This is a genomic window from Microbacterium sp. TW_SC_2 (assembly GCF_055361165.1).
The window spans coordinates 1,500,483-1,520,926 of record NZ_CM143952.1 but is presented as its reverse complement, the minus strand read 5'-3'; the positions used below and the strand labels follow the sequence as shown (position 1 = coordinate 1,520,926).

Annotated in this window: 20 protein-coding genes and 2 tRNA genes; 10 read left to right on the top strand and 12 right to left on the bottom strand. The window is 68.9% G+C overall.

From position 1 onward, the window contains the following. Window positions 1-14: 14 nt before the first annotated feature. Window positions 15-527, bottom strand: coding sequence for a single-stranded DNA-binding protein (gene ssb, locus ACWA14_RS07135; protein WP_463797155.1), 513 nt, complete (start codon window positions 525-527; stop codon window positions 15-17). Between the two features lie 205 nt (window positions 528-732). Between ssb and ACWA14_RS07130 the strand changes: the two genes are divergently transcribed. Next, window positions 733-1,002: a hypothetical protein gene (locus ACWA14_RS07130; RefSeq protein WP_463797154.1), complete on the top strand. Its 270-nt coding sequence runs from the start codon at window positions 733-735 to the stop codon at window positions 1,000-1,002. 15 nt (window positions 1,003-1,017) lie between these two features. On the opposite strand, the gene ACWA14_RS07125 is transcribed toward ACWA14_RS07130, so the two are convergent. After that, a tRNA-Arg gene (locus ACWA14_RS07125) sits at window positions 1,018-1,089 on the bottom strand. 60 nt (window positions 1,090-1,149) lie between these two features. On the opposite strand from ACWA14_RS07125, the gene orn reads away from it, so the two are divergent. The 6 genes from orn to ACWA14_RS07095 all read left to right on the top strand — a co-directional run bounded on the left by orn (window position 1,150) and on the right by ACWA14_RS07095 (window position 3,795). Beyond that, on the top strand, window positions 1,150-1,776 hold the full coding sequence (gene orn / locus ACWA14_RS07120) for an oligoribonuclease (RefSeq protein ID WP_463797152.1): 627 nt from the start codon (window positions 1,150-1,152) through the stop codon (window positions 1,774-1,776). A gap of 36 nt (window positions 1,777-1,812) precedes the next feature. Further along, window positions 1,813-1,888, top strand: a tRNA-His gene (locus tag ACWA14_RS07115). Window positions 1,889-1,986: 98 nt separating this feature from the next. Further along, window positions 1,987-2,616: a LysE family transporter gene (locus tag ACWA14_RS07110; RefSeq protein WP_463797150.1), complete on the top strand. Its 630-nt coding sequence runs from the start codon at window positions 1,987-1,989 to the stop codon at window positions 2,614-2,616. Window positions 2,617-2,663: 47 nt separating this feature from the next. Continuing rightward, window positions 2,664-3,011: a metallopeptidase family protein gene (locus tag ACWA14_RS07105; protein WP_463797148.1), complete on the top strand. Its 348-nt coding sequence runs from the start codon at window positions 2,664-2,666 to the stop codon at window positions 3,009-3,011. Continuing rightward, window positions 3,008-3,304 (top strand): ATP-dependent Clp protease adapter ClpS, encoded by a 297-nt coding sequence (gene clpS / locus ACWA14_RS07100; protein ID WP_463797145.1) that lies wholly within the window; start codon window positions 3,008-3,010, stop codon window positions 3,302-3,304. Before ACWA14_RS07105 ends, clpS begins: the two co-directional genes overlap by 4 nt. Further along, window positions 3,301-3,795, top strand: a complete 495-nt coding sequence (locus ACWA14_RS07095) for a DUF2017 family protein (RefSeq protein ID WP_463797142.1) — start codon at window positions 3,301-3,303, stop codon at window positions 3,793-3,795. The genes clpS and ACWA14_RS07095 overlap by 4 nt, the downstream gene beginning before the upstream one ends. Before the next feature lie 7 nt (window positions 3,796-3,802). Here ACWA14_RS07095 and ACWA14_RS07090 read toward each other — a convergent pair whose 3' ends face one another. The 6 genes from ACWA14_RS07090 to gatC form a co-directional block, all read right to left on the bottom strand. Further along, window positions 3,803-4,384 carry a nucleoside/nucleotide kinase family protein gene (locus tag ACWA14_RS07090; protein WP_463797141.1) on the bottom strand — a complete coding sequence of 194 codons (582 nt, stop codon included), beginning with the start codon at window positions 4,382-4,384 and terminating at the stop codon, window positions 3,803-3,805. After that, window positions 4,368-4,685, bottom strand: coding sequence for a hypothetical protein (locus ACWA14_RS07085; RefSeq protein ID WP_463797139.1), 318 nt, complete (start codon window positions 4,683-4,685; stop codon window positions 4,368-4,370). Before ACWA14_RS07085 ends, ACWA14_RS07090 begins: the two co-directional genes overlap by 17 nt. Before the next feature lie 61 nt (window positions 4,686-4,746). After that, window positions 4,747-6,003 (bottom strand): DNA polymerase IV, encoded by a 1,257-nt coding sequence (gene dinB, locus ACWA14_RS07080; protein WP_463797137.1) that lies wholly within the window; start codon window positions 6,001-6,003, stop codon window positions 4,747-4,749. A gap of 54 nt (window positions 6,004-6,057) precedes the next feature. Further along, window positions 6,058-7,572, bottom strand: a complete 1,515-nt coding sequence (gene gatB / locus ACWA14_RS07075) for an Asp-tRNA(Asn)/Glu-tRNA(Gln) amidotransferase subunit GatB (RefSeq protein ID WP_463797134.1) — start codon at window positions 7,570-7,572, stop codon at window positions 6,058-6,060. Beyond that, complete coding sequence (gatA, locus tag ACWA14_RS07070) at window positions 7,572-9,089, bottom strand: Asp-tRNA(Asn)/Glu-tRNA(Gln) amidotransferase subunit GatA (protein WP_463797132.1); 1,518 nt, start codon at window positions 9,087-9,089, stop codon at window positions 7,572-7,574. The genes gatB and gatA overlap by 1 nt, the downstream gene beginning before the upstream one ends. Next, window positions 9,086-9,385, bottom strand: coding sequence for an Asp-tRNA(Asn)/Glu-tRNA(Gln) amidotransferase subunit GatC (gatC, locus tag ACWA14_RS07065; protein WP_463797131.1), 300 nt, complete (start codon window positions 9,383-9,385; stop codon window positions 9,086-9,088). The genes gatA and gatC overlap by 4 nt, the downstream gene beginning before the upstream one ends. Window positions 9,386-9,456: 71 nt before the next feature. On the opposite strand from gatC, the gene ACWA14_RS07060 reads away from it, so the two are divergent. Next, window positions 9,457-11,157 (top strand): long-chain-fatty-acid--CoA ligase, encoded by a 1,701-nt coding sequence (locus ACWA14_RS07060; RefSeq protein WP_463797130.1) that lies wholly within the window; start codon window positions 9,457-9,459, stop codon window positions 11,155-11,157. 47 nt (window positions 11,158-11,204) lie between these two features. Next, window positions 11,205-13,043, top strand: a complete 1,839-nt coding sequence (locus ACWA14_RS07055; protein WP_463797129.1) for a DEAD/DEAH box helicase — start codon at window positions 11,205-11,207, stop codon at window positions 13,041-13,043. A gap of 73 nt (window positions 13,044-13,116) precedes the next feature. Here ACWA14_RS07055 and ACWA14_RS07050 read toward each other — a convergent pair whose 3' ends face one another. From ACWA14_RS07050 to ACWA14_RS07035, 4 genes are all read right to left on the bottom strand, one after another. Beyond that, a complete protein-coding gene (locus tag ACWA14_RS07050; protein ID WP_463797127.1) occupies window positions 13,117-13,584 on the bottom strand; it encodes a hypothetical protein in 468 nt (155 codons plus the stop codon). Next, the gene (gene ligA, locus ACWA14_RS07045; protein WP_463797126.1) at window positions 13,581-15,920 is read right to left on the bottom strand and encodes an NAD-dependent DNA ligase LigA; all 2,340 of its coding nucleotides are present in this window, start codon (window positions 15,918-15,920) and stop codon (window positions 13,581-13,583) included. Before ligA ends, ACWA14_RS07050 begins: the two co-directional genes overlap by 4 nt. 73 nt (window positions 15,921-15,993) lie before the next feature. Beyond that, on the bottom strand, window positions 15,994-17,091 hold the full coding sequence (gene mnmA, locus ACWA14_RS07040; RefSeq protein WP_463797125.1) for a tRNA 2-thiouridine(34) synthase MnmA: 1,098 nt from the start codon (window positions 17,089-17,091) through the stop codon (window positions 15,994-15,996). A 9-nt stretch (window positions 17,092-17,100) separates the two neighbouring features. Continuing rightward, window positions 17,101-18,276: a cysteine desulfurase family protein gene (locus tag ACWA14_RS07035; protein ID WP_463797385.1), complete on the bottom strand. Its 1,176-nt coding sequence runs from the start codon at window positions 18,274-18,276 to the stop codon at window positions 17,101-17,103. 94 nt (window positions 18,277-18,370) lie between these two features. Here ACWA14_RS07035 and glgX point away from each other — a divergent pair, with 94 nt between their 5' ends. After that, complete coding sequence (glgX, locus tag ACWA14_RS07030) at window positions 18,371-20,443, top strand: glycogen debranching protein GlgX (RefSeq protein WP_463797123.1); 2,073 nt, start codon at window positions 18,371-18,373, stop codon at window positions 20,441-20,443. Window position 20,444 lies beyond the last annotated feature (1 nt).

Below are 20,444 nucleotides of genomic sequence, written 5' to 3'. Positions count from 1 at the left end.
TTGTCGCGCTCGGCTCAGTACGGCGTGGAGGCAGGTTCGACGCCCGTGAGCGCCGGCGCCGACCACGCGGCGGGAACCGGCGGGGTCTCACGTCCCTGAGACCCGGCGTCGGATTCCTGATCACCGCGCTCCCCCGACACCGACCGACTTCCCCCGTCGACGCCCGCGGCCCGCGAGGCGCGCAGGAATGCCGTGGTCCCCCACCGCAGATCGTGACCGATCGCGTCGGCCTCGAGGTCGACGCTGGTGCCGCTCTTGCCGTTGCTCTCCCACGCGCGGATCTTGAGCCTGCCGGTGACGATCACGCTGTCCCCGCACCGGAGGGACGCCTTGGCGTGCTCACCGAGATGCCGGTATGCCGCCACTGAGTACCAGTTCGTGGCGCCGTCGACCCAGCTCTGGGTGTCGTTGTCGAACCGTCGATGCGTCGTCGCCATCCGGAAGTTGGTGACAGGGATTCCGCTCCCCGTCTGCCCCTGCGTGGGGTCGGTCGCGACCTTCCCGACGATCGTGAGTGTGTCTGACATTGTCTCTCCTCCCATGCCGGGACGAACGCCCGGATCGCCCCAGCATGCCCCGAGCATCCCCTTGTGGATCGAGCAGAAACCGCCCCCTGTGGAGGGAGCGATGCTCGGGGCACACGGTGCAGGGCGGCTGGAGTTGGAGCCACCCGACCCACCGTCGCGAATGTCGGTGGTCGGTCATATGTTCGAATCACGAGAGGAGAACCCCATGTCCGACATCCAGACCACATCACTTCCCGAGATCCCCTACGCCTCACCGGCGTTGACCTCCACGCGCGAGCATCTCGTCCGGGCGTCGGACCACCTGTGGCGCGTGCTGGACCGGTCTGATCGTGTGCTCGGCCATCTCCGCATCGTCGCCGACCCGTTGGGTCTTCGCTATCGGGCGGAGCGACTGCATCTCGCCACGGGTTCATTCCGCGTCGTCGGAGAGTTCTGGCGGGCCGACGATGCGGTGTCGGTGTTGCGCTACTCGTGAGGCGAGGTGATTCGGTGCCCCCGGCAGGATTCGAACCTGCGACCGGCGGATTAGAAGGCCGCTGCTCTTCCTCTGAGCTACGAAGGCGAGTACGTCTACCGTACCGCGTCACGAGGCCGATGTCGGCGGCGTCGATAGGATGACGGCATGGTGAATGCGTCGGAGAATGATCGGCTCGTCTGGATCGACTGCGAGATGACAGGGCTCGATCTCTCGGTCGATGAACTCGTCGAGATCGCTGTCGTCATCACGGATTTCGAGCTACGCCCCGTGGATCCCGGCTTCCAGGTCGTCATCCGCCCGAGCGACGCGGCGCTGACGAACATGGGCGACTTCGTCACGAAGATGCATGAGAAGTCCGGTCTGATCGAGGAGATCCCGCACGGCGTCTCCCTGGCGGAGGCCGAAGAGCAGACGCTCGCCTACATCAAGCGCTTCGTACCGCAGGAGCGCAGAGCGCCGCTCGCCGGCAACACGATCGGCACGGACCGCATGTTCCTCGCCAAGTACATGTCGAGCGTCGACACGTGGTTGCACTATCGCAACGTCGATGTCTCCAGCATCAAGGAGCTCTCGCGCCGCTGGTACCCCCGGGTCTTCTTCCAGGCACCGAGCAAGGACGGCGGTCACCGCGCTCTGGCCGACATCCTCGAGTCGATCCGCGAGCTCCGGTACTACCGCGCCGCCGTGTTCGTCGATGAGCCCGGTCCGTCGAGCGAAGACGCGAAGGACATCGCAGCGCTCACCGTGTCAGAGTTCAGTCCAAACCTGTAATAGACTCGTCTGGTTGCGAGGTTCGCCCCGCACATGGTGGGTATAGCTCAGCTGGTAGAGCGCCTGGTTGTGGTCCAGGAGGTCGCGGGTTCAAGCCCCGTTACTCACCCCAGTCAGGACGAGGTCCGAATCTCTCAGATTCGGACCTCGTCCTTTATCCACCGCCGGAGCCGCACGAGTCCATGGCCCCGCGAGCCTTAGACTGTCGGGGTGTCGCTCGCAGTCTGGTTCTCGCTCCTCACTGCGTCCGTGGTCATCAGCTTCACGCCGGGTGCGGGAGCGATCAACACGATGTCCAACGCGCTCAGCCAGGGATGGCGGAGAGCGATCTGGGGCATCATCGGCCAGCAGCTCGCTCTGGTCGTCCATGTCGCGGTCGTCGCGGCCGGTGTGGGCCTTCTGGTCTCCCGCTCCGAAGTCCTGTTCAACGGCATCCGCTACGCCGGCGCCGCCTACCTGGTCTTCCTCGGCATCAGGCTGATCCTGTCGAAGCCGACCGGGCTGGAGAGCGACGATCTGACGCTCGTCGACACGCGCGAGGGGCACTGGTCGATGATCCGCCGAGGCTTCTGGGTGAATCTGCTCAATCCCAAGGCCATCGTGTTCTTCCTCGCCTTCATCCCGCAGTTCATCCGACTCGACGAGCCCCCGCTCCCCCAGTACCTGATCCTGATGGCAACGGTGATCGTGATCGATGTCCTGGTCATGTGGGGATTCTTCGCGACGGCTGCGCGCCCGTTCCGGCGCCTGACCCGCTCACGGCGTGGACAGCGCACGCTCAACGCGGTCTTCGGTGCCCTGTTCATCGGCGTCGCCGCGCTGCTCGTGTTCCTGCACTGACGCGCGGCACCCCGACCACAGCCACCGCGCGTCTAGGCTGGTGAGCGATGGACATGGATGCCGCAACCTTCGAAGCGCTCGTGATCGACGAGCTCGACCGTCTGCCGGATGACATGGTGGAGGGCCTGGACAACATCGTCTTCGTCGTCGAGGATCGTTCGGAAGACGGCACCCTCGATCTGCTGGGCCTCTATGACGGCCTCGCGCTGACCGAGCGCACACAGTACGGCATGGGCGAGCTTCCGGATCGCATCGTGGTGTACCGCGAGGCGCATCTCGCGCAGTGCGAGTCGGAGGACGAGCTGCGCGACGAGATCCACACCACTCTCGTGCACGAGATCGCGCACTTCTACGGGATCGACGACGAACAGCTCCACGAGATGGGGTGGGCATGAACAGTCCGCTCGCGAACCCCGAGATCGACCAGGAGATCTCCCTCGACGCGGCCCCGCTCGAGCCCTGGCAGGTCGTCGTCTGGAACGACCCGGTGAACCTGATGAGCTATGTCACGCGTGTGTTCCGGACCTACTTCGGCTACTCCGTCGACCACGCGACCGCGCTCATGCTCGCGGTACACCACGATGGACACGCCATCGTGGCCACCGGGCCACGCGAGACGATGGAGGTGCACGCTCAAGCCATGCACGACTACGGACTCTGGGCCACGGTGCGGAGGGCTCCGCAGTGAACCCACGCCAGATCGTCTTCACGATGGCGCTGGTGGAGGGCATCCAGCTCGCACGACTCGTCGACGACTTCCGCGCACTCGTCGGACCCGATCGCGACGTCGCCGACCCCGCGCTCGTGCGCTTGACGCCGACCCCCTACCCCGAGGACGACGACGCCGCGCTCTCCTTCGCGGAGAGTACGCGCGACGAGCTTCTCGACCGACGGGTTCTCGACGCCGACACCGTGCGGCTCGCCCTGACGGCTTTCCCGGTCGACACCGACTCTCTGACCGAGGGCGAGGCCCTCGCGCCTCAGGACGTCACGGTCATCGAGGTCGATGTCGACGCCTGGCTCCGCACGCTGACCGCCATCAGACTCGTCATCGCCGAGCGACTCGGGATCGTCTCCGATGACGAACGCGACGAGCACGACGATCGCTTCGGTGTGTACGACTGGCTCGGCTATCGGCTGGAGATGCTGATCCAGGCAGCCGACGACCTCGACGGCTGACCCTGCTCTACGGGATGTCGATCACGCGGGTCGCGTGACTGCGTGGATCGTCTCGCCGGCTGTGCTCCCGCTCCTGCGCGGCCCAGCGGTCCCAGTGCGGCCGATAGGTGTCGCCGTCGCGCGCGAGTGCCCGGGACTTGCGTGCGTTCTCCGGGGCATCGAGCCAGATTCTCACGTCGGCCAGGCCCGCGGTGGACGGTCGGAGGATCCCGCTGCCCTCGAGGATGACGCCGAGCGCGGGATCGACGGCGTGAGTCTCGGCCTCCGTCTCCCGTGCCCAGTCCCACCGCTGCCAGCTGCCGAGGTATCCGCGACCATGCGGCTTCAGGATGCCGTCGATCGCCTTCTGCACTCCGGCATCCAGGCCGTCCCACCCCGGGTAGAGCGAATCCAGTGCGATCACCTGTACCCGTCCGGCGACGGGCCACCGCGCCGCGAGCATGCCCGCGAGCGTGGACTTCCCCGCCCCGCTGCCCCCGTCGATGAGCACGACGGGATTCGCTGCAGCCAGGGCGCGGATGTCCTGGTCGATCAGCGCCGCGGCTCGCCGCAGCGCGAGCGCGACCGGATCGTCACTTCTTGAGGGCACGGATGACGCGCGTGAGAGCCTTGCCGGTGACCCAGATGAACGGCACGGCCACCACCAGCAGCGTGACGATGTTCGGCTCGAAGCGGAGCCCCTCCTCGCGTCGCACGTACACGCCGACCGGGATCGACACGCCGCCGCCACCGCCGCCTTCGCCGCCCTCGCCGCTTCCCCCGCCGAATCCGGAGTACGTGAAGGCGACCGGAGTGATGCTCACCCCGTCGACATCCTGCGGCTCTCCGTATGCGCTCTTGACTCCGAGCGAGGCGACCTGATTTCCGAGTTCCAGTGCAATGTTCGGCATGGGTCCACGCTAGTCGACAGGCGAGCGTGCCGGGGGCGAACCGGCGCGGTCCTCGTGCGACTCACTCCACGCCGTGCGCGCGGGGATGCTGCGGCGCGCCTCGACCGTCCCCGCGTCCGAGGTGGCGCGCCCGGGTGATCGTCGCGCTCCCGAATCGGGCGACCGCGTCGTCCATCGCGCCTTCCACACGGCGCCAGTCCTCATCGTCGTCCCACAGCCCCAGGCCGCCACCGCCGGCGGGTCGCAGCTTCTCCGCCCTGACGCCGACGAGGCGCACCGGGTCGTGTCGTTCGATCTGCTCGAACAGCGTCTGCGCGGCCTCGCCGATGCGCTGCCCGACGGCGGTGGGCTCGACCAGGCTCTGAGACCGGTTCAGGGTGCGGAAGTCGTCGAAGCGGATCTTGATGGAGATCGTCCCCGCCTCCCACTGGGCTCGTCGCAAGCGTGCCGCCACGCGATCGGCCAACCGGAGGAGTTCCGCACGGAGGAACACGCGATCGGCGGTGTCGTGCTCGAACGTCTCCTCGTGTCCGATGCTCTTCTCGATGCGCTCGGTCTCGATGGCCCGCGCATCCTCTCCGCGAGCGAGTTGCCCCAGCCGCGCGCTGAGCGCAGACCCGACCGCCCGCTCGAGCATCTCCCGAGGTGCCTCCCGGATGTCGCGGACGGTGCGGATCCCGCGCGCCTCGAGCGCTTCGGCGGCTTTCGGGCCGACGCCCCACATCGCGCGCACCGGTCGCGGTGACAGGAAGTCGAGAGTGTCCGCGGCGGCCACCACCAGCATGCCGTCGGGCTTGGCGATCGTCGACGCCATCTTCGCGACGTGCTTCGTGGCGGCGACACCCACGCTGCAGCTGATGCCCACCTCGGTCTGCACACGGTCGCGGATGAGCTCCGCGATCTGCGCGGGGCTCCCCCACAGGCGGCGCACGCCCTGGACGTCGAGGAACGCCTCGTCGACCGACAGCGGTTCGACCAGCGGAGTGAACGATTCGAAGATCGCCATCACCTGGCGCGAGACCGCCTGGTACCGGGGGAAGTGCGGGGGGACGATGCGCGCCGTCGGGCAGAGCCGCAACGCTTGGGAGACCGGCATCGCGGCGCGGACCCCGTAGCGACGCGCTTCATAGGACGCGCTCGACACCACCGAGCGACCGTCGGGCGACCCGATGATCAGCGGCAGCCCACGCAGGCTCGGGTCATCGAGCACCTCGACCGCGGCGTAGAACGCATCCATGTCGACATGCAGGATGCGGGTCCCGGTGTCGTCGGCGCCGTCTGCGGAGACAAGTCTGCCCCTGCCGTCGCCGTGACCCATGTGACCATTCTCCCCCGGACCACCGACAAGACGGCGGTGGTCCGGGGCTCGGGATTACTGCGCGGCGCGCTCGAGGATCAGTTCGCGCACGCGAGCGGCGTCGGCCTGGCCCTTCATGGCCTTCATGACCGCGCCGATCACGGCGCCCGCGGCCTGGACCTTGCCGTCCTTGATCTTCGCCAGCACGTCCGGCTGCGCCGCGAACGCGTCATCGATCGCCGCAATCAGCGCGCCGTCATCCGACACCACGGCGAGACCGCGAGAGTCCACGACCTCCTGCGGTGTGCCCTCGCCGGCGATGACGCCCTCGAGGACCTGACGGGCGAGCTTGTCGGTGAGCGTTCCCGCCTCGACCAGCTTCTGCAGGGCGGCGACGTCGGCCGGCGCGATCAGCTCAGCCGCATCGCGCTCCTGGGCGTTGGCCAGTCGAGCGATCTCGCCGGTCCACCACTTGCGCGCAGAGGCCGGGGTCGCTCCGGCGGCGATCGTCGCCTCGACGGAATCGAGGATGCCGCCGTTGCGCACGTCCTGGAACTCCAGATCCGTGAAGCCCCACTCCGTCATCAGACGGCGGCGACGCGCGACGGGCTGCTCGGGAAGCGCGGCGCGCAGTTCCTCGATCAGCTCCTGCGCGGGCTCGACAGGGAGAAGATCGGGCTCCGGGAAGTACCGGTAGTCATCGGCATCGGACTTCGGGCGCCCGGGCGAGGTCGTGCCGGTGTCCTCATGCCAGTGCCGTGTCTCCTGCGTGATCGTGCCGCCGTCCGCGAGGATCTGCGCCTGGCGCTGGATCTCGTAGCGGACCGCGCGTTCGACCGACCGCATCGAGTTGACGTTCTTCGTCTCGGTACGGGTTCCCAGCTTCTCCGAGCCGCGCGGACGCAGCGAGACGTTCGCGTCGCACCGCAGGTTGCCGCGCTCGAGACGTGCCTCGGAGATGCCGAGGCCGCGGACGATGTCGCGGATGGTCGCGACGTACGCCTTGGCCACCTCCGGGGCCCGGTGCTCCGTGCCGTAGATGATCTTGGTGACGATCTCGACCAACGGCACACCGGCACGGTTGTAGTCGACGAGCGAGTACTCCGCGCCCTGGATGCGGCCCGTCGCGCCCCCCATGTGGGTGAGCTTGCCGGCGTCTTCCTCCATGTGCGCGCGCTCGATGGGGATCGTGACGACCGTCCCGTCCTCGAGCTCCACCTCGACGGAGCCCTCGAACGCGATCGGCTCGTCGAACTGGGAGATCTGATAGTTCTTGCCCAGATCCGGGTAGAAGTAGTTCTTCCGCGCGAAACGGCTGGACGGGGCGATCGAGCAGCCGAGCGCGAGGCCCAAGCTGATCGACGAGCGGATGGCGGTCTCGTTCACCACCGGCAGGGCGCCGGGGAGGCCGAGGTCGACCGGCGCGATCAGCGTGTTCGGCGCCGCGGCGTGGTACTTCTCGTTCGCCGGGTTCGGCGCGTCGGAGAACATCTTCGTGTTCGTGTTCAGCTCGACGTGCACCTCGAAACCGAGGACCGGTTCGTACAGCTCGAGCGCCTTGTCGAAGTCCATGAGCTTTGCGGCAGCCATCAGCGGTTCCCTCCTGCGAGCTGCGGTGCCCGGGTGAGCAGTGGCGCTCCCCAGGAGTCGACGAGAAGCGTCTCGAGGGCGGCTCCCACGCGGTACAGGCGTGCGTCCTCCCGCGCCGGGGCGAGGAACTGGATTCCGACGGGCAGCCCGTCCTCCGCCGCCAGACCGCTCGGAATGGAGATACCGGGCACCCCGGCGAGGTTGGCGGGAATCGTGGTGATGTCGTTGAGGTACATCTGCAGCGGGTCGTCGATCTTCTCGCCGATCTTGAAGGCCGTGGTGGGCGCGGTCGGCGTGGCGATCACGTCGACATCGGCGAAGGCCCGGGCGAAGTCCTGCTGGATCAGCGTGCGGACCTTCTGCGCGCTGCCGTAGTAGGCGTCGTAGTACCCCGCCGACAGCGCGTAGGTGCCGAGGATGATGCGGCGCTTGACCTCGTCGCCGAAGCCCGCGTCACGCGTCGCCGACATCACATCCTCGACCGTCGGGTTGCCGTCCGGCGTCACCCGCAGGCCGAAGCGGACCGAGTCGAACTTGGCGAGGTTGCTGGACGCCTCGGCCGGGAGGATCAGGTAGTACGCGGCGACGCCGTATTCGAAGTGCGGCGCATCGATCTCGACGATCTCGGCGCCCTGGGCCTGCATCAGGGCGAGGGAAGCCCGGAAGGATTCCGCGACGCCCGCCTGGAAGCCGCTGTCGGGCAGCTCGCGGATGACGCCGACCTTGAGGCCCTTCAGGACATCGCCGCGTGCGCCCTCGCGGGCGGCCTCGGCGAACGAGGGCCACTCATCGCGGAGCGACGTGGAGTCCTTCGGGTCGTGTCCGCCGATCGCGTCGTGCAGCAGCCCGGCATCGAGGACGGTGCGCGTGACGGGACCGACCTGGTCGAGGCTCGAGGCGAGGGCGATCGCTCCGTAGCGGCTGACGCCCCCGTAGGTCGGCTTCACGCCGACCGTGCCGGTCACGTGCGCGGGCTGACGGATCGATCCACCCGTGTCGGATCCGAGGGCCAGCGGCGCCTCGAACGCGGCGACGGCCGCGGCGGACCCCCCACCGGAGCCACCGGGGATGCGGTCGAGATCCCACGGGTTGCGCGTCGGACCGTAGGCGGAGTGCTCGGTCGAGGAGCCCATGGCGAACTCGTCCATGTTGGTCTTGCCGAGCGGGATCAGGCCGGCCGCCCGAGACCGTGCCACGACCGTGGCGTCGTACGGCGAGAGATAGCCCTCGAGGATGCGGGAGCCGCTGGTGGTGGGCTGGTCGTGGGTGACCAGCACGTCCTTGATCGCGAGCGGGACGCCGGCGATGGGGCCGAGCTCGTCTCCCGCCGCGCGCTGCGCGTCGACCGCCGCTGCGGCGTCGAGCGCACGTTCGTTGACGTGGAGGAACGCGTGCACGTCGCCGTCCACGGCGGCGATGCGGTCGAGGTGCGCCCTGGTCGCCTCGACGCTCGAGATCTCGCGGGACTCGAGCTTCGCGGCGAGTTCCGCCGCGGTCAGTCGGATGATGTCGCTCACTGCTCTTCTCCCAGGATCGCGGTCACGCGGAAACGCCCGTCGGCGGCATCCGGCGCGTTCTGGAGCACCTGCTCGTGCGTGAGGGTCTCGCCGACCTCGTCGGGGCGGAAGACGTTGCTCAGCGGGATCGGATGACTCGTCGCGACGATGTCGTCAGTGGCGACCTCGGACACCTTCGCGATGTTGTCGACGATGGCGTCGAGCTGGCCCGTGAGCCGCGACACCTCGTCGTCGTTCAGCTGGATGCGCGCGAGCACGCCGAGATGACGTACTAGATCAGGGGTGATTTCAGACACGCAGCAAGTCTAGTTGGAGCGCTCGGTCGCCCCGTCGTCCGCGCGGGAGGGCGCGGCCTATGCTGGGGCACGTGACCGCCTTCCAGCCTCCTCGTCCGTGGGTCGCCAGCTACGCCGCCGGTGTCCCGGAAGACCTCGCCCCCGTCTCCGGATCACTGATCGACATCGTCGCCGCTTCGGCCAGGGACTACCCGGATGCCCCTGCTCTTCAGTTCTTCGAATGGGAGACGACCTACGCCGAACTGCAGGAGGCGATCGAGCGCGCGGCTTCCGGACTCCGTGACCTGGGTGTGCGGGCGGGCGACCCCGTGGCGATCGTGCTGCCGAACTGCCCGCAGCACATCATCGCGTTCTACGCCGTGCTCCGGCTCGGTGCCGTGGTGGTCGAGCACAATCCGCTGTACACGCCGCGCGAGCTGCGCAAGCAGTTCGAGGACCACGGAGCGCAGCACGCGATCGTCTGGAACAAGGTCGTGCCGACCGTGCAGGAGTTCCCGGCGGATCTCACGGTCTCATCGCTCGTCTCGGTCGACATCACCCGCGCCATGCCGCTCCTCACGCGCGTGGCGCTGCGCCTGCCGGTGGCGAAGGCCCGTGCCTCCCGCGCCGCGCTCACCGAGAAGGTCCGCGGCACGGTCACCTGGGAAGCGCTGATGTCCTCGACTCCGCTTCCCGGCTCCCACCCCGCGCCGGCGACCGACGACCTCGCGATCATCCAGTACACCTCCGGTACGACGGGAACCCCGAAGGGGGCAGCCTTGACCCACCGGAACCTCCTGTCCAACGCCGCACAGGCGCAGGCGTGGGTGCCCTCGATCCGCCGCGGCGACGGCTGCGTCGTCTACGCCGTGCTACCGATGTTCCACGCCTACGGACTCACGCTGTGCCTCACCTTCGCGATGTCGATGGGCGCGCGCCTGGTGCTCTTCCCCAAATTCGATCCGGATCTCGTGCTCGCGGTGATGAAGAAGCACCCGGCGACGTTCCTGCCCCTCGTGCCGCCGATCGCCGACCGTCTGCTGTCCGCGGCGACCGCCCGCGGGATCTCGCTCGACGGCGTCGAGGTCGCGATCTCCGGCGCCATGGCGCTGCCGCACGAGCTCGTGGTGCCGTTCGAGGCCGCGACCCACGGCTACCTCGTCGAGGGATACGGGCTGAGCGAGTGCTCTCCCGTGCTGATGGCGAATCCGGTGGCCGAGAACCGGGTGCCCGGCACCGTCGGGCTGCCGATCCCGGGCACGGAATGCCGGGTGGTCGACCCGGAGAACCCCACACAGGACGTCCCCGAAGGCTCTCCGGGCGAGCTGCTCGTGCGCGGCCCCCAGGTGTTCGGCGGGTACTACGGCAAGCCGGAGGAGACCGAGGCGGTCTTCGTCGACGGCTGGTTCCGCACCGGAGACATCGTGACGATCGACGACGCCGGCTTCGTCCGCATCGTCGACCGCATCAAGGAGCTCATCATCACGGGCGGCTTCAACGTCGCCCCGACCGAGGTCGAGAGCGTGCTGCGCCAGCATCCCCAGGTGTCGGACGCCGCGGTCGTCGGACTGCCGAGCGGCCACTCCGGCGAAGAAGTCGTCGCGGCCGTCGTCGTCGACGGCACGGCCGACGTGGACGTGGAGGCGATCCGGGAGTTCGCCCGCAGCATCCTGACCCCGTACAAGGTGCCCCGACGCATCTTCGTCGTCGACGAGTTGCCGAAGTCCCTGATCGGGAAAGTGCTGCGAAGGCAGGTCAAGGAGAAGCTTCTCGCCCTCACGACCGGTTCGTGAGCGCGCCCTCACAGGCGCGGAGCAGGCCGGGGCGCTACCCTTGGTCAGTGACTCCTGAAGATGCAGTACTGACCGACGCCCCCGAGGACTCCCCCGCGACCCCCGGATTCGAGGAGCTCGGCATCACCGGGCCCGTCCTCAAGGCGATCCGCGATCTCGGATACGAGACCCCTTCCCCCATTCAAGCCGCCACGATCCCGACGTTGCTGGCCGGCCGCGATGTCGTCGGCATGGCGCAGACCGGAACCGGCAAGACCGCGGCCTTCGCTCTTCCTGTCCTCGAGCGCCTCGACGTGTCGCAGAAGTCGCCACAGGCACTCGTGCTGGCACCGACGCGCGAGCTCGCGCTCCAGGTCTGCGAGGCCTTCGAGTCGTACGCGTCGAAGATGAAGGGCGTGCATGTGCTCCCCGTCTACGGCGGCCAGGGCTACGGCGTGCAGCTGTCCGCCCTCCGTCGCGGCGTGCACGTGATCGTCGGAACCCCCGGCCGCATCATGGACCACCTCGCCAAGGGGACCCTCGACCTGTCGGAGCTGCAGTACCTCGTGCTCGACGAGGCTGACGAGATGCTGAAGATGGGCTTCGCGGAGGACGTGGAGCAGATCCTCGCGCAGACTCCTGCGGAGAAGCAGGTCGCCCTGTTCTCGGCGACCATGCCCCCGCAGATCCGCCGCCTCGCCCAGAAGTACCTGCGCGATCCCGAAGAGATCAGCATCAAGTCGAAGACCGCGACGGGCACCAACATCACCCAGCGCTATCTCGTGGTGTCGTATGCCCAGAAGGTCGACGCCCTGACGCGCATCCTCGAGGTCGAGAACTTCGACGGCATGATCGTGTTCGTCCGCACCAAGAACGAGACCGAGACGCTCGCCGAGAAGCTGCGTGCGCGCGGCTACTCGGCCACGGCGATCAACGGCGATGTCGCGCAGGTGCAGCGCGAGCGGAGCGTGAACCAGCTCAAGGCCGGCAAGCTCGACATCCTGGTCGCCACGGATGTCGCGGCTCGCGGCCTCGACGTCGAGCGCATCAGCCACGTCATCAACTTCGACATCCCGACCGACACCGAGTCGTACGTGCACCGCATCGGCCGCACGGGCCGCGCCGGCCGCACGGGTGACGCGATCAGCTTCATCACGCCGCGCGAGCGCTACCTGCTCAAGCACATCGAGAAGGCGACGCGTCAGCAGCCGACGCAGATGCAGCTTCCGAGCATGGACGACGTCAACACGACGCGGCTCGCCCGCTTCGACGACGCGATCACCGCAGCGCTGGGCGACACGGCACGGATCGAGAAGTTCCGCGACGTGATCTCCCACTACGTGCGCAATCACGATGTGCCCGAGGCCGACGTCGCCGCAGCACTCGCGATCGTCTCGCAGGGTGACACCCCGCTGCTGCTGGATGCGGCCGACGACCCGCTGCTCAAGGCCGTCGAAGCGGACAACCGCCCGCCGCGCGAACGCGGCACCGGCACGCGCGAGCCCCGCGAACCGCGGACCGAGCGTCGCAGCCGCGGCGACTACACCGCCTACCGCATCGAGGTGGGTCGCCGTCACCGGGTCGAGCCCCGCCAGATCGTGGGAGCACTCGCGAACGAAGGCGGCCTCGGCCGTGACGATTTCGGCGTGATCAACATCCGGCCCGACTTCTCGACCGTCGAGCTGCCGTCGAACCTCAGCCCGGCTGTGCTCGACAAGCTCCGCGACACCCGCATCTCCGGGCGTCTCATCGAGATCAAGCCGGACCGTGGACCCGCCGGGCGTCGTCCGAGCGGGCCGCGCGATGGTGGCCGCGATTCCGGCTACGAGCGTCGTGATCGCGACGAACGGCCGGCATACGCGGACCGCGACGACAAGCCCTTCCGGAAGCCCCGCCACAAGGGCTGAGCGCCGAAGAGCAGAAGAGCGGGCCACGTCGTACGACGTGGCCCGCTCTTCTGCGTACACGGCCTGACGCCGCCTAGGCTTCTCCGCGGGCGAGCTGCGCGGCGATGTCGATCAACGGCTCCGGATGAGCGAGCAGAGCGCGCTGACCGGGGTTCTCGATCAGGTGCGCGAGCAGCCGGTGGGCCCCGGTCACAGTCGGCGCCCAGTATCCGCCCACGTGGTGCCGACTCAACGGCAGCGTGAGCGACTCGCCGTCCACCGTCAGCGTCACGAAACCGTCTTCCGGGTCGACGCCCGGATCGGACAGCATGATCGCCGTCAGTGCCCCGAGAGCGACCGTGCCGACCAGACCGGGCAGCCGGAATCGTGTCGTCGGCACGTCGAGAACGATCGCTTCGAGCTCCTCCCAGGCCACCATCCCTCGGCTCTCGGCGCCATCACGCAGAATCACGACGTCCGGCGTGAGCCGCACATGGTTCCTGCCGGGATCACCCACCGCGAGGGCGTTCGGCACCGCGATCAGCGGACCGTACCGCTTCACGACTCGTCGGACGCGGCCGCGGGGTCGAGTGCACTCGGTCCCTCGGTCACGAGCGTGTGGAACTGCGCAGCGTCGAGGATCCGCACACCCAGTTCCTCCGCCTTCGCGAGCTTCGAGCCGGCGCCGGGGCCGGCGGCGACGAAATCCGTCTTCTTCGAGACGCTCGACGCGGCCTTCCCGCCGGCCCGGATGATCGCTTCCTGCGCTCCGTCTCGTGTGTACCCGTCGAGAGAACCGGTCGCGACGACGGTGATCCCGTCGAGGACACCGCCCTCGACGACAGCGGCGCCGGGTCCGGGATGCCCCGGCGTCGTCCACTGGACGCCGGCCTCCGCCCACGCCTGCACGATCTCCTGATGCCAGTCCACATCGAACCAGTCGAGCAGGGAGTCCGCGATGATCCCGCCGACGCCTTCGACCGCTGCCAACTCGTCACGCGACGCCGCCCTGATCGCGTCGAGCGACCCGAACCACTGGGCCAGGGCGCGAGCCGCGACCGGACCGACGTGGCGGATGTTCAGCGACACCAAGAGACGCCAGAGCTCCTTGGTCTTGGCCTTCTCGAGCTCGGCCACCAACGTCAGCGCCTGGGCCGACGGCTGCGGCCCCGTGAGCCCCTTCTTCTTCTCAGCGGCGGTCGGGTTGCGGCGGAACGGCGCCCGGGTCTTGACGAGCCCGTCCTCATCCTCCTTGGGAAGACCCGTCTCGGCATCGCGCACGACGAGCTCGATCGGCACCAGCTGCTCGATGGTCAGCGCGAACAGCTCGGCCTCGGTCACGAGCGGCGGCACCTCGGGCGTCGTCGGCTGCGTCAGTGCCGCTGCCGTGACCTCGCCGAGCGCCTCGACGTCGAGCGCGCCGCGCGAACCGATGTGCTCGACGCGTCCGCGCACCTGGGCCGGGCATGAGCGGGCGTTCGGGCAGCGGAGGTCGATGTCGCCCTCCTTCATCGACCGAAGCGGGGTTCCGCACTCAGGGCACTCGGCCGGCATCACGAACTCCCGCTCCGTGCCGTCACGACGTTCGACGACCGGGCCGAGCACCTCGGGGATGACATCCCCCGCCTTGCGGAGCACCACCGTGTCCCCGATCAGCACGCCCTTGGCCTTGACCACGTCCTTGTTGTGCAGGGTGGCCTGACGCACCACGGAGCCGGCGACCTGAGCGGGCGCCATCACGGCGAAGGGCGTGGCACGCCCGGTGCGGCCGACGGAGACGACGATGTCGAGCAGGGTGGTCTGCACCTCCTCGGGCGGGTACTTGTACGCGATGGCCCACCTCGGAGCGCGGCTCGTCGCACCCAGCTCATCGTGCAGGGCGAGTTCATCGACCTTCACCACGATGCCGTCGAGTTCGTGCTCCACATCGTGTCGGTGCTCGCCGTAGTGCTCCACGAACGCGGCGACCTCGTCGATGCCGTGACACACCCGGGTGTGCGGACTCGTGGGCAGGCCCCAGCGCGAGAGGAGGTCGTAGACCTCGCTCTGCGCCGCGACGGGAGGGTTCTCCCACGCCCCGACACCGTGCACATACAGGGCGAGCGATTCGATGCGCAGCAGCCCGGCCTCGAGTTCGAGGCCGTCCTTCTTGTCGATCTGTTGGCGAAGCCCACCGCTGGCGGCGTTGCGCGGGTTCGCGAACGAGGGGAAGCGTCGGGCGGCCGCCGTCCGCGCCTTGTCCTCGTCGAACGGCCGCTTGGCGCCGCGGCGCGCCTCCCATCGGGCGAGCGCGTCGGCGTACGCGCGCTCCCGGAACGCGGCCTGCGCGGCATTGAGTCGTTCGAAGGCGGCGACCGGGATGAACACCTCGCCGCGCACCTCGACGATCGCGGGATGCCCCTCGCCGTCGAGATGCTCGGGGATCTCGGGCAACCGCAGGGCGTTCTCGGTCACGATCTCGCCGACGCGCCCGTCTCCGCGCGTGGCCGCCGAGGTGAGCCGTCCGTTCTCGTAGCGGAGATTGATCGCGAGCCCGTCGATCTTGAGCTCGGTCAGCCAGGCCACGTCTCGGCCCGCGGAGGCGCGCGTCTTCGCGGCCCACTCCCGAAGCTCCTCGAGAGAGAACACGTTGTCGAGGCTCAGCATCCGCTCGGCGTGCTCGATCGTGTCGAGCCCGGTCGCTTCGGCAGCGCCGACCATCTGTGTGGGCGAGTCCTGCCCCTGCAGCTCGGGGTGCAGTCGCTCGATCTCCTCGAGCCGGTGCATCCACCCGTCGTACGTGGCGTCGTCGACGAGTGACGTGTCGCGACCGTAGTACGCGTCCTTCGCCTCGAGGATGCGCGTGGTCAGCGCCTCCGCTTCGCTTCGGGCGTCTTCCAACGAGATGTTCTCCGGCACCCGCCCAGTCTACGAGCGAGCGCCGACATCGTCAGGGCGCAGCCGACGCACGCGGGGCGTGGGCACGCATCGTTCAGACGCCGGCGGGAATCGCCGAGACGGTCCGATCGATCGTGAACTGACCGAGCACCCGCGTCGCGATGTAGAGCACGGCGGTCTGCCCGGGAGCGACGCCGTCGAGGGGCTGATCGGGCACCACGCGCACGCCGTCGGCGGACACGAACGCGGTCGCCGCCACGGGCTCGGCGTGCGCCCGGATCTGCACCTCGCAGGCGAACTCCTCGTCGGTCGGCGCGGCGCCCGCCCAGCTGAAGCGCGCACCGGAGATCTCGCCGATCGCGAGGGCCTCCTTGGGCCCGACGACCACCGTGTTGGAGATCGGGCGCACCTCCAGCACGAAACGGGGCTTGCCGTCGGCGGCCGGGACTCCGAGCTTGAGGCCACGTCGCTGGCCCACCGTGAAACCGTGCGCACCTTCGTGAGACCCGACGACCGCGCCCTCACGATCCACGATCTCGCCGGTGGCGCTCCCGACCTTGTCGGCCAACCAGCCGCGGGTGTCTCCGTCGGAGATGAAGCAGATGTCGTGGCTGTCCGGCTTCTGCGCCACGGTCAGTCCACGTTCCGCCGCCTCCGCCCGCACGACCGCCTTCGACGGGGTCGTGCCGAGGGGGAAGTAGGTGTGCGCGAGCTGCTCGGCCGTCAGCACACCGAGCACGTAGGACTGGTCCTTGGCGTTGTCCGCCGCACGGTGCAGCTCGAGGCCGCCCGGTCCGTCGACCAGCGTGGCGTAGTGGCCCGTGCACACGGCATCGAACCCGAGCTCGATCGCGCGCTCCAGCAGCGCGGCGAACTTGATCTTCTCGTTGCAGCGCATGCAGGGGTTGGGCGTGCGGCCGGCCTGGTACTCGGCCACGAAGTCGTCGATCACGTCGTCACGGAAGCGCTCCGAGAAGTCCCAGACGTAGAAGGGGATGCCGAGACGGTCGGAAGCCCGCCGGGCGTCCATCGCGTCCTCGATCGTGCAGCACCCGCGGCTTCCGGTGCGCAGGGTCCCTCCGGCCCGGGAGAGGGCGAGGTGCACGCCGACGACGTCATGACCCTCATCCACGGCTCTGGCGGCGGCGACGGCAGAGTCCACCCCACCACTCATCGCTGCCAGAATCCGCATGGACCCAGTCTACGAGCGCGAAGCTGTGCCGGGCCCGGACGCACGGCGATACGCCTCGGCGATCGCCGCGAGCACCGCGTCGACATCGGCCTCGGTCGAGGTGCGACCCAGGCTGAGGCGGAGCACGCTCCGCGCGTCGAGCTCGTCGCGTCCCATCGCCCGCACGACATGCGAGGGTTCCGCGACGCCCGCCTGACATGCCGACCCCGTCGATGCCGCGACGCCCGCGACGTCGAGCAGGAACAGCAGGCTCTCCCCCACCGCCCCGGGGAACAGCAGATGGGCGTTGCCGGGGAGCCTGTCCTCGGGGTCGCCGAGGAGCAGGGCGGCAGGGACCCGATCACGGATGCCGTCGACGAGCCGTCGCCGCAGCTGCGAGAGCCGTGCGTGCTCCGACTCCCGCTCGCTCTCGGCGAGCTCCAGCGCTGTCGCCAGCGCGACCGCTCCGGGGACATCCTGCGTGCCGGCGCGCAGACCCCGCTGCTGCGCCCCGCCGCGGAGGATGGCGTCGAGCCGAGCCGTGCGTGCGACCACGAGGGCGCCGATGCCGACGGGAGCCCCGATCTTGTGCCCCGCGATGCTGAGGGCGACGAGCCCCCGGCCCGCCGGCGCATCGGCGCGCAGCCTCCGGAACGACACCGGCACGTGCCCGAGCGCCGCGACGGCGTCCAGGTGCAGGGGGACGTCGGCGACAGCCGCGGCAGCCGCGAGAGCAGCCGCGTCGTTGATCGTCCCGACCTCGTTGTTCGCCATCAGTGCGGTCGCCAGCGCCGCCCCCGGGAGGTGCGCGGCGAACGTCGTCGGATCGATCCTCGCGTGCGCGGTGACCGGCACCGCCCGCACGACGGCTCCGTGGTCGGCGAGAGCGGCGACCGTGTCCATGGTCGCGTGATGCTCGGCATCCGGGAGCACGACCGCGTCGGTGCCCCCGCTCCTGGCACTCCACAGCCCCTGCAGTGCCAGGTTGATCGATTCGGTGCCGCCGGAGGTGAGCACCACCTCGATCGGATCGCATTCGAGCACCGCGGCCACGCGCTCCCGCGCCTCCTCCAGCACACGGCGGGCATCCTGGCCCGCGCCGTGCGTCGACGAGGCATTGCCGATCGTCTCGGACGCCGCGAGCCACGCGTCACGCGCTTCCGGGCGCAGCGGAGTCGTGGCCGCGTGATCGAGATAGTGCCGCATCCCTCCATGCTCCCTCATTTCCCACCCCTCGGGTCAGGGGTGGGCGGAGAGCCGCCGGTCGGGACGGGTGCGCGGCGCCCTCTAGTGTGTATTCATGCCCGAGACCCGAGACTTCACTGCGCCCGGCGGTCCCGCCCTCGACCACCTCGGCGTTCGTCTTCACGACGGCGTCGGCACCCTCCGCGTGTGGTCGCAGAACGCATCCTCCGTCGAACTCGTGATCTTCGACGCGACAGACCTCGACTGGGCGACCGACGAGGTCGACCTCGTCCGGCTCCCCGGCGGCATCTGGGAGGTCACCACTCCCCTGCTGCAGCCCGGCACGCGCTATGCGATCCGGGCGGGAGGACCACACGGTCCCGGCAACCTCTTCAATCCCGAGACCATGCTGCTCGACCCCTATGCCCGCGGCCTCGCGCAGGGAGACGGCTACGCGGAATGGCGCAGCGTCGTGATCGTCGACGGCTTCGACTGGGGGGAGTCGACCAAGCCACGCATCCCCCTCGACCGCACGGTGATCTACGAGGGCCACCTCAAGGGTCTGACGAAGCGGCACCCCGACGTCCCGCCCGCCCTGCACGGGACCTACGCGGGCCTCGCCCATCCCGCCATGATCGAGTACTTCCACTCCCTCGGCATCACCTCGATCGAACTCCTCCCGGTGCACGCGTTCGTCCCGGAACCTCGGCTCCTGGAGCGGGGGCTCACGAACTACTGGGGCTACAACACGCTCAACTTCTTCACGCCGCACACCGCCTATGCGACCGAGGATGCCCGAAAAGGGGGGCCGGAGACGGTCCTCGCCGAGTTCAAGGGCATGGTCCGGCTGTTGCACGAGGCCGGTCTGGAGGTGATCCTCGACGTCGTCTACAACCACACCTCGGAAGAGGGCATCGGCGGACCCCGCTCGAGCTTCCGGGGAATCGACAACGCGAGCTACTACCGCCAGGATGCCGCCGGCGTCTACATCGACACCACGGGCTGCGGGAACACGCTCGACACCTCCACCGACGCCGGAGCTCGACTCGTGCTGGATTCGCTGCGCTACTGGGCGCAGGAGATGCAGATCGACGGCTTCCGCTTCGACCTGGCGGCTGCCCTCGCCCGCGACGAGGCCCACACCTACACGCCGGAACATCCTCTGCTCACCGCGATCGCGAACGACCCGATCCTGCGCGACACGAAGCTCATCGCGGAGCCGTGGGACGTCGGCCTCGGCGGCTGGCAGACCGGAAACTTCCCCGCCGGCTGGCACGAGTGGAACGACCGCTACCGCGACCGCGTCCGCAACTTCTGGTTGAGCGACATCGACTACGCCCGTCGCGCCTCCGCCCCGGTGGGCATCGGCGGGTTCGCCACGCGACTCGCAGGGTCGTCGAACACGTTCGCCGATGAGCGCGGGCCGCTCGCGAGCGTCAACTTCGTCACCGCACACGACGGCTTCACCCTGCACGACCTCGTGTCGTACGACATCAAGCACAACGAGGCGAACGGCGAGCAGAACCGTGACGGAGCCGACACCAATCGTGCCTTCAACCACGGCGTCGAGGGCCCCACCGACGACCTCACGGTTCTCGCCGCGCGACGCAAGGCCATGCGCAATCTGCTGGGCACACTGCTGCTCTCCGCCGGGATCCCGATGCTCACGGCGGGTGACGAGGTCGGACGCACCCAGCGTGGCAACAACAACGCCTACGCGCAGGATTCGGCGTTGACGTGGCTCAGCTGGGAGTTCGAGCCATGGCAGGACGACCTCCGCGCCCACGTCACTCGCCTCATCCGTCTCCGCGCGGAGAATCCGGCGCTGCGCCCCAGCCGATACGCCCGCCTCGGCGAGCACATCCCCAACGCCTCGGTGATGGACTGGTACGACCAGAACGGCGAGACGATGGAGAGTGCCCAGTGGAACGACTCCAGCAGTCGGACGCTGCAGTATGTCGCCTCCTCGACACCGGAGAACGAGAGTTTCAATCGCATCCTCCTGATCGTCCACGGCACCGAGTCGCCGATCGATGTGCGACTGCCGATCGAGATCGAGGACGCGGCACGATTCGTACGCCTGTGGTCGAGCGCGGACGATCGGCCCTCCGACGAGCACGAGGTGTACGCACCGGGCGACGTGCTGCCGATCCCGGGGACGTCGATGCATCTCTTCCGCGTCGAATGAC

What these genes read in the sequence shown, in the direction of transcription:
- ssb (WP_463797155.1), bottom strand. Translation starts at nt 527, where the DNA reads ATGTCAGACACACTCACGATCGTCGGGAAGGTCGCGACCGACCCCACG.
- ACWA14_RS07130 (WP_463797154.1), top strand. Translation starts at nt 733, where the DNA reads ATGTCCGACATCCAGACCACATCACTTCCCGAGATCCCCTACGCCTCA.
- orn (WP_463797152.1), top strand. Translation starts at nt 1,150, where the DNA reads ATGGTGAATGCGTCGGAGAATGATCGGCTCGTCTGGATCGACTGCGAG.
- ACWA14_RS07105 (WP_463797148.1), top strand. Translation starts at nt 2,664, where the DNA reads ATGGACATGGATGCCGCAACCTTCGAAGCGCTCGTGATCGACGAGCTC.
- clpS (WP_463797145.1), top strand. Translation starts at nt 3,008, where the DNA reads ATGAACAGTCCGCTCGCGAACCCCGAGATCGACCAGGAGATCTCCCTC.
- ACWA14_RS07085 (WP_463797139.1), bottom strand. Translation starts at nt 4,685, where the DNA reads ATGCCGAACATTGCACTGGAACTCGGAAATCAGGTCGCCTCGCTCGGA.
- dinB (WP_463797137.1), bottom strand. Translation starts at nt 6,003, where the DNA reads ATGGGTCACGGCGACGGCAGGGGCAGACTTGTCTCCGCAGACGGCGCC.
- gatB (WP_463797134.1), bottom strand. Translation starts at nt 7,572, where the DNA reads ATGGCTGCCGCAAAGCTCATGGACTTCGACAAGGCGCTCGAGCTGTAC.
- mnmA (WP_463797125.1), bottom strand. Translation starts at nt 17,091, where the DNA reads ATGCGGATTCTGGCAGCGATGAGTGGTGGGGTGGACTCTGCCGTCGCC.
- ACWA14_RS07035 (WP_463797385.1), bottom strand. Translation starts at nt 18,276, where the DNA reads ATGCGGCACTATCTCGATCACGCGGCCACGACTCCGCTGCGCCCGGAA.
- glgX (WP_463797123.1), top strand. Translation starts at nt 18,371, where the DNA reads ATGCCCGAGACCCGAGACTTCACTGCGCCCGGCGGTCCCGCCCTCGAC.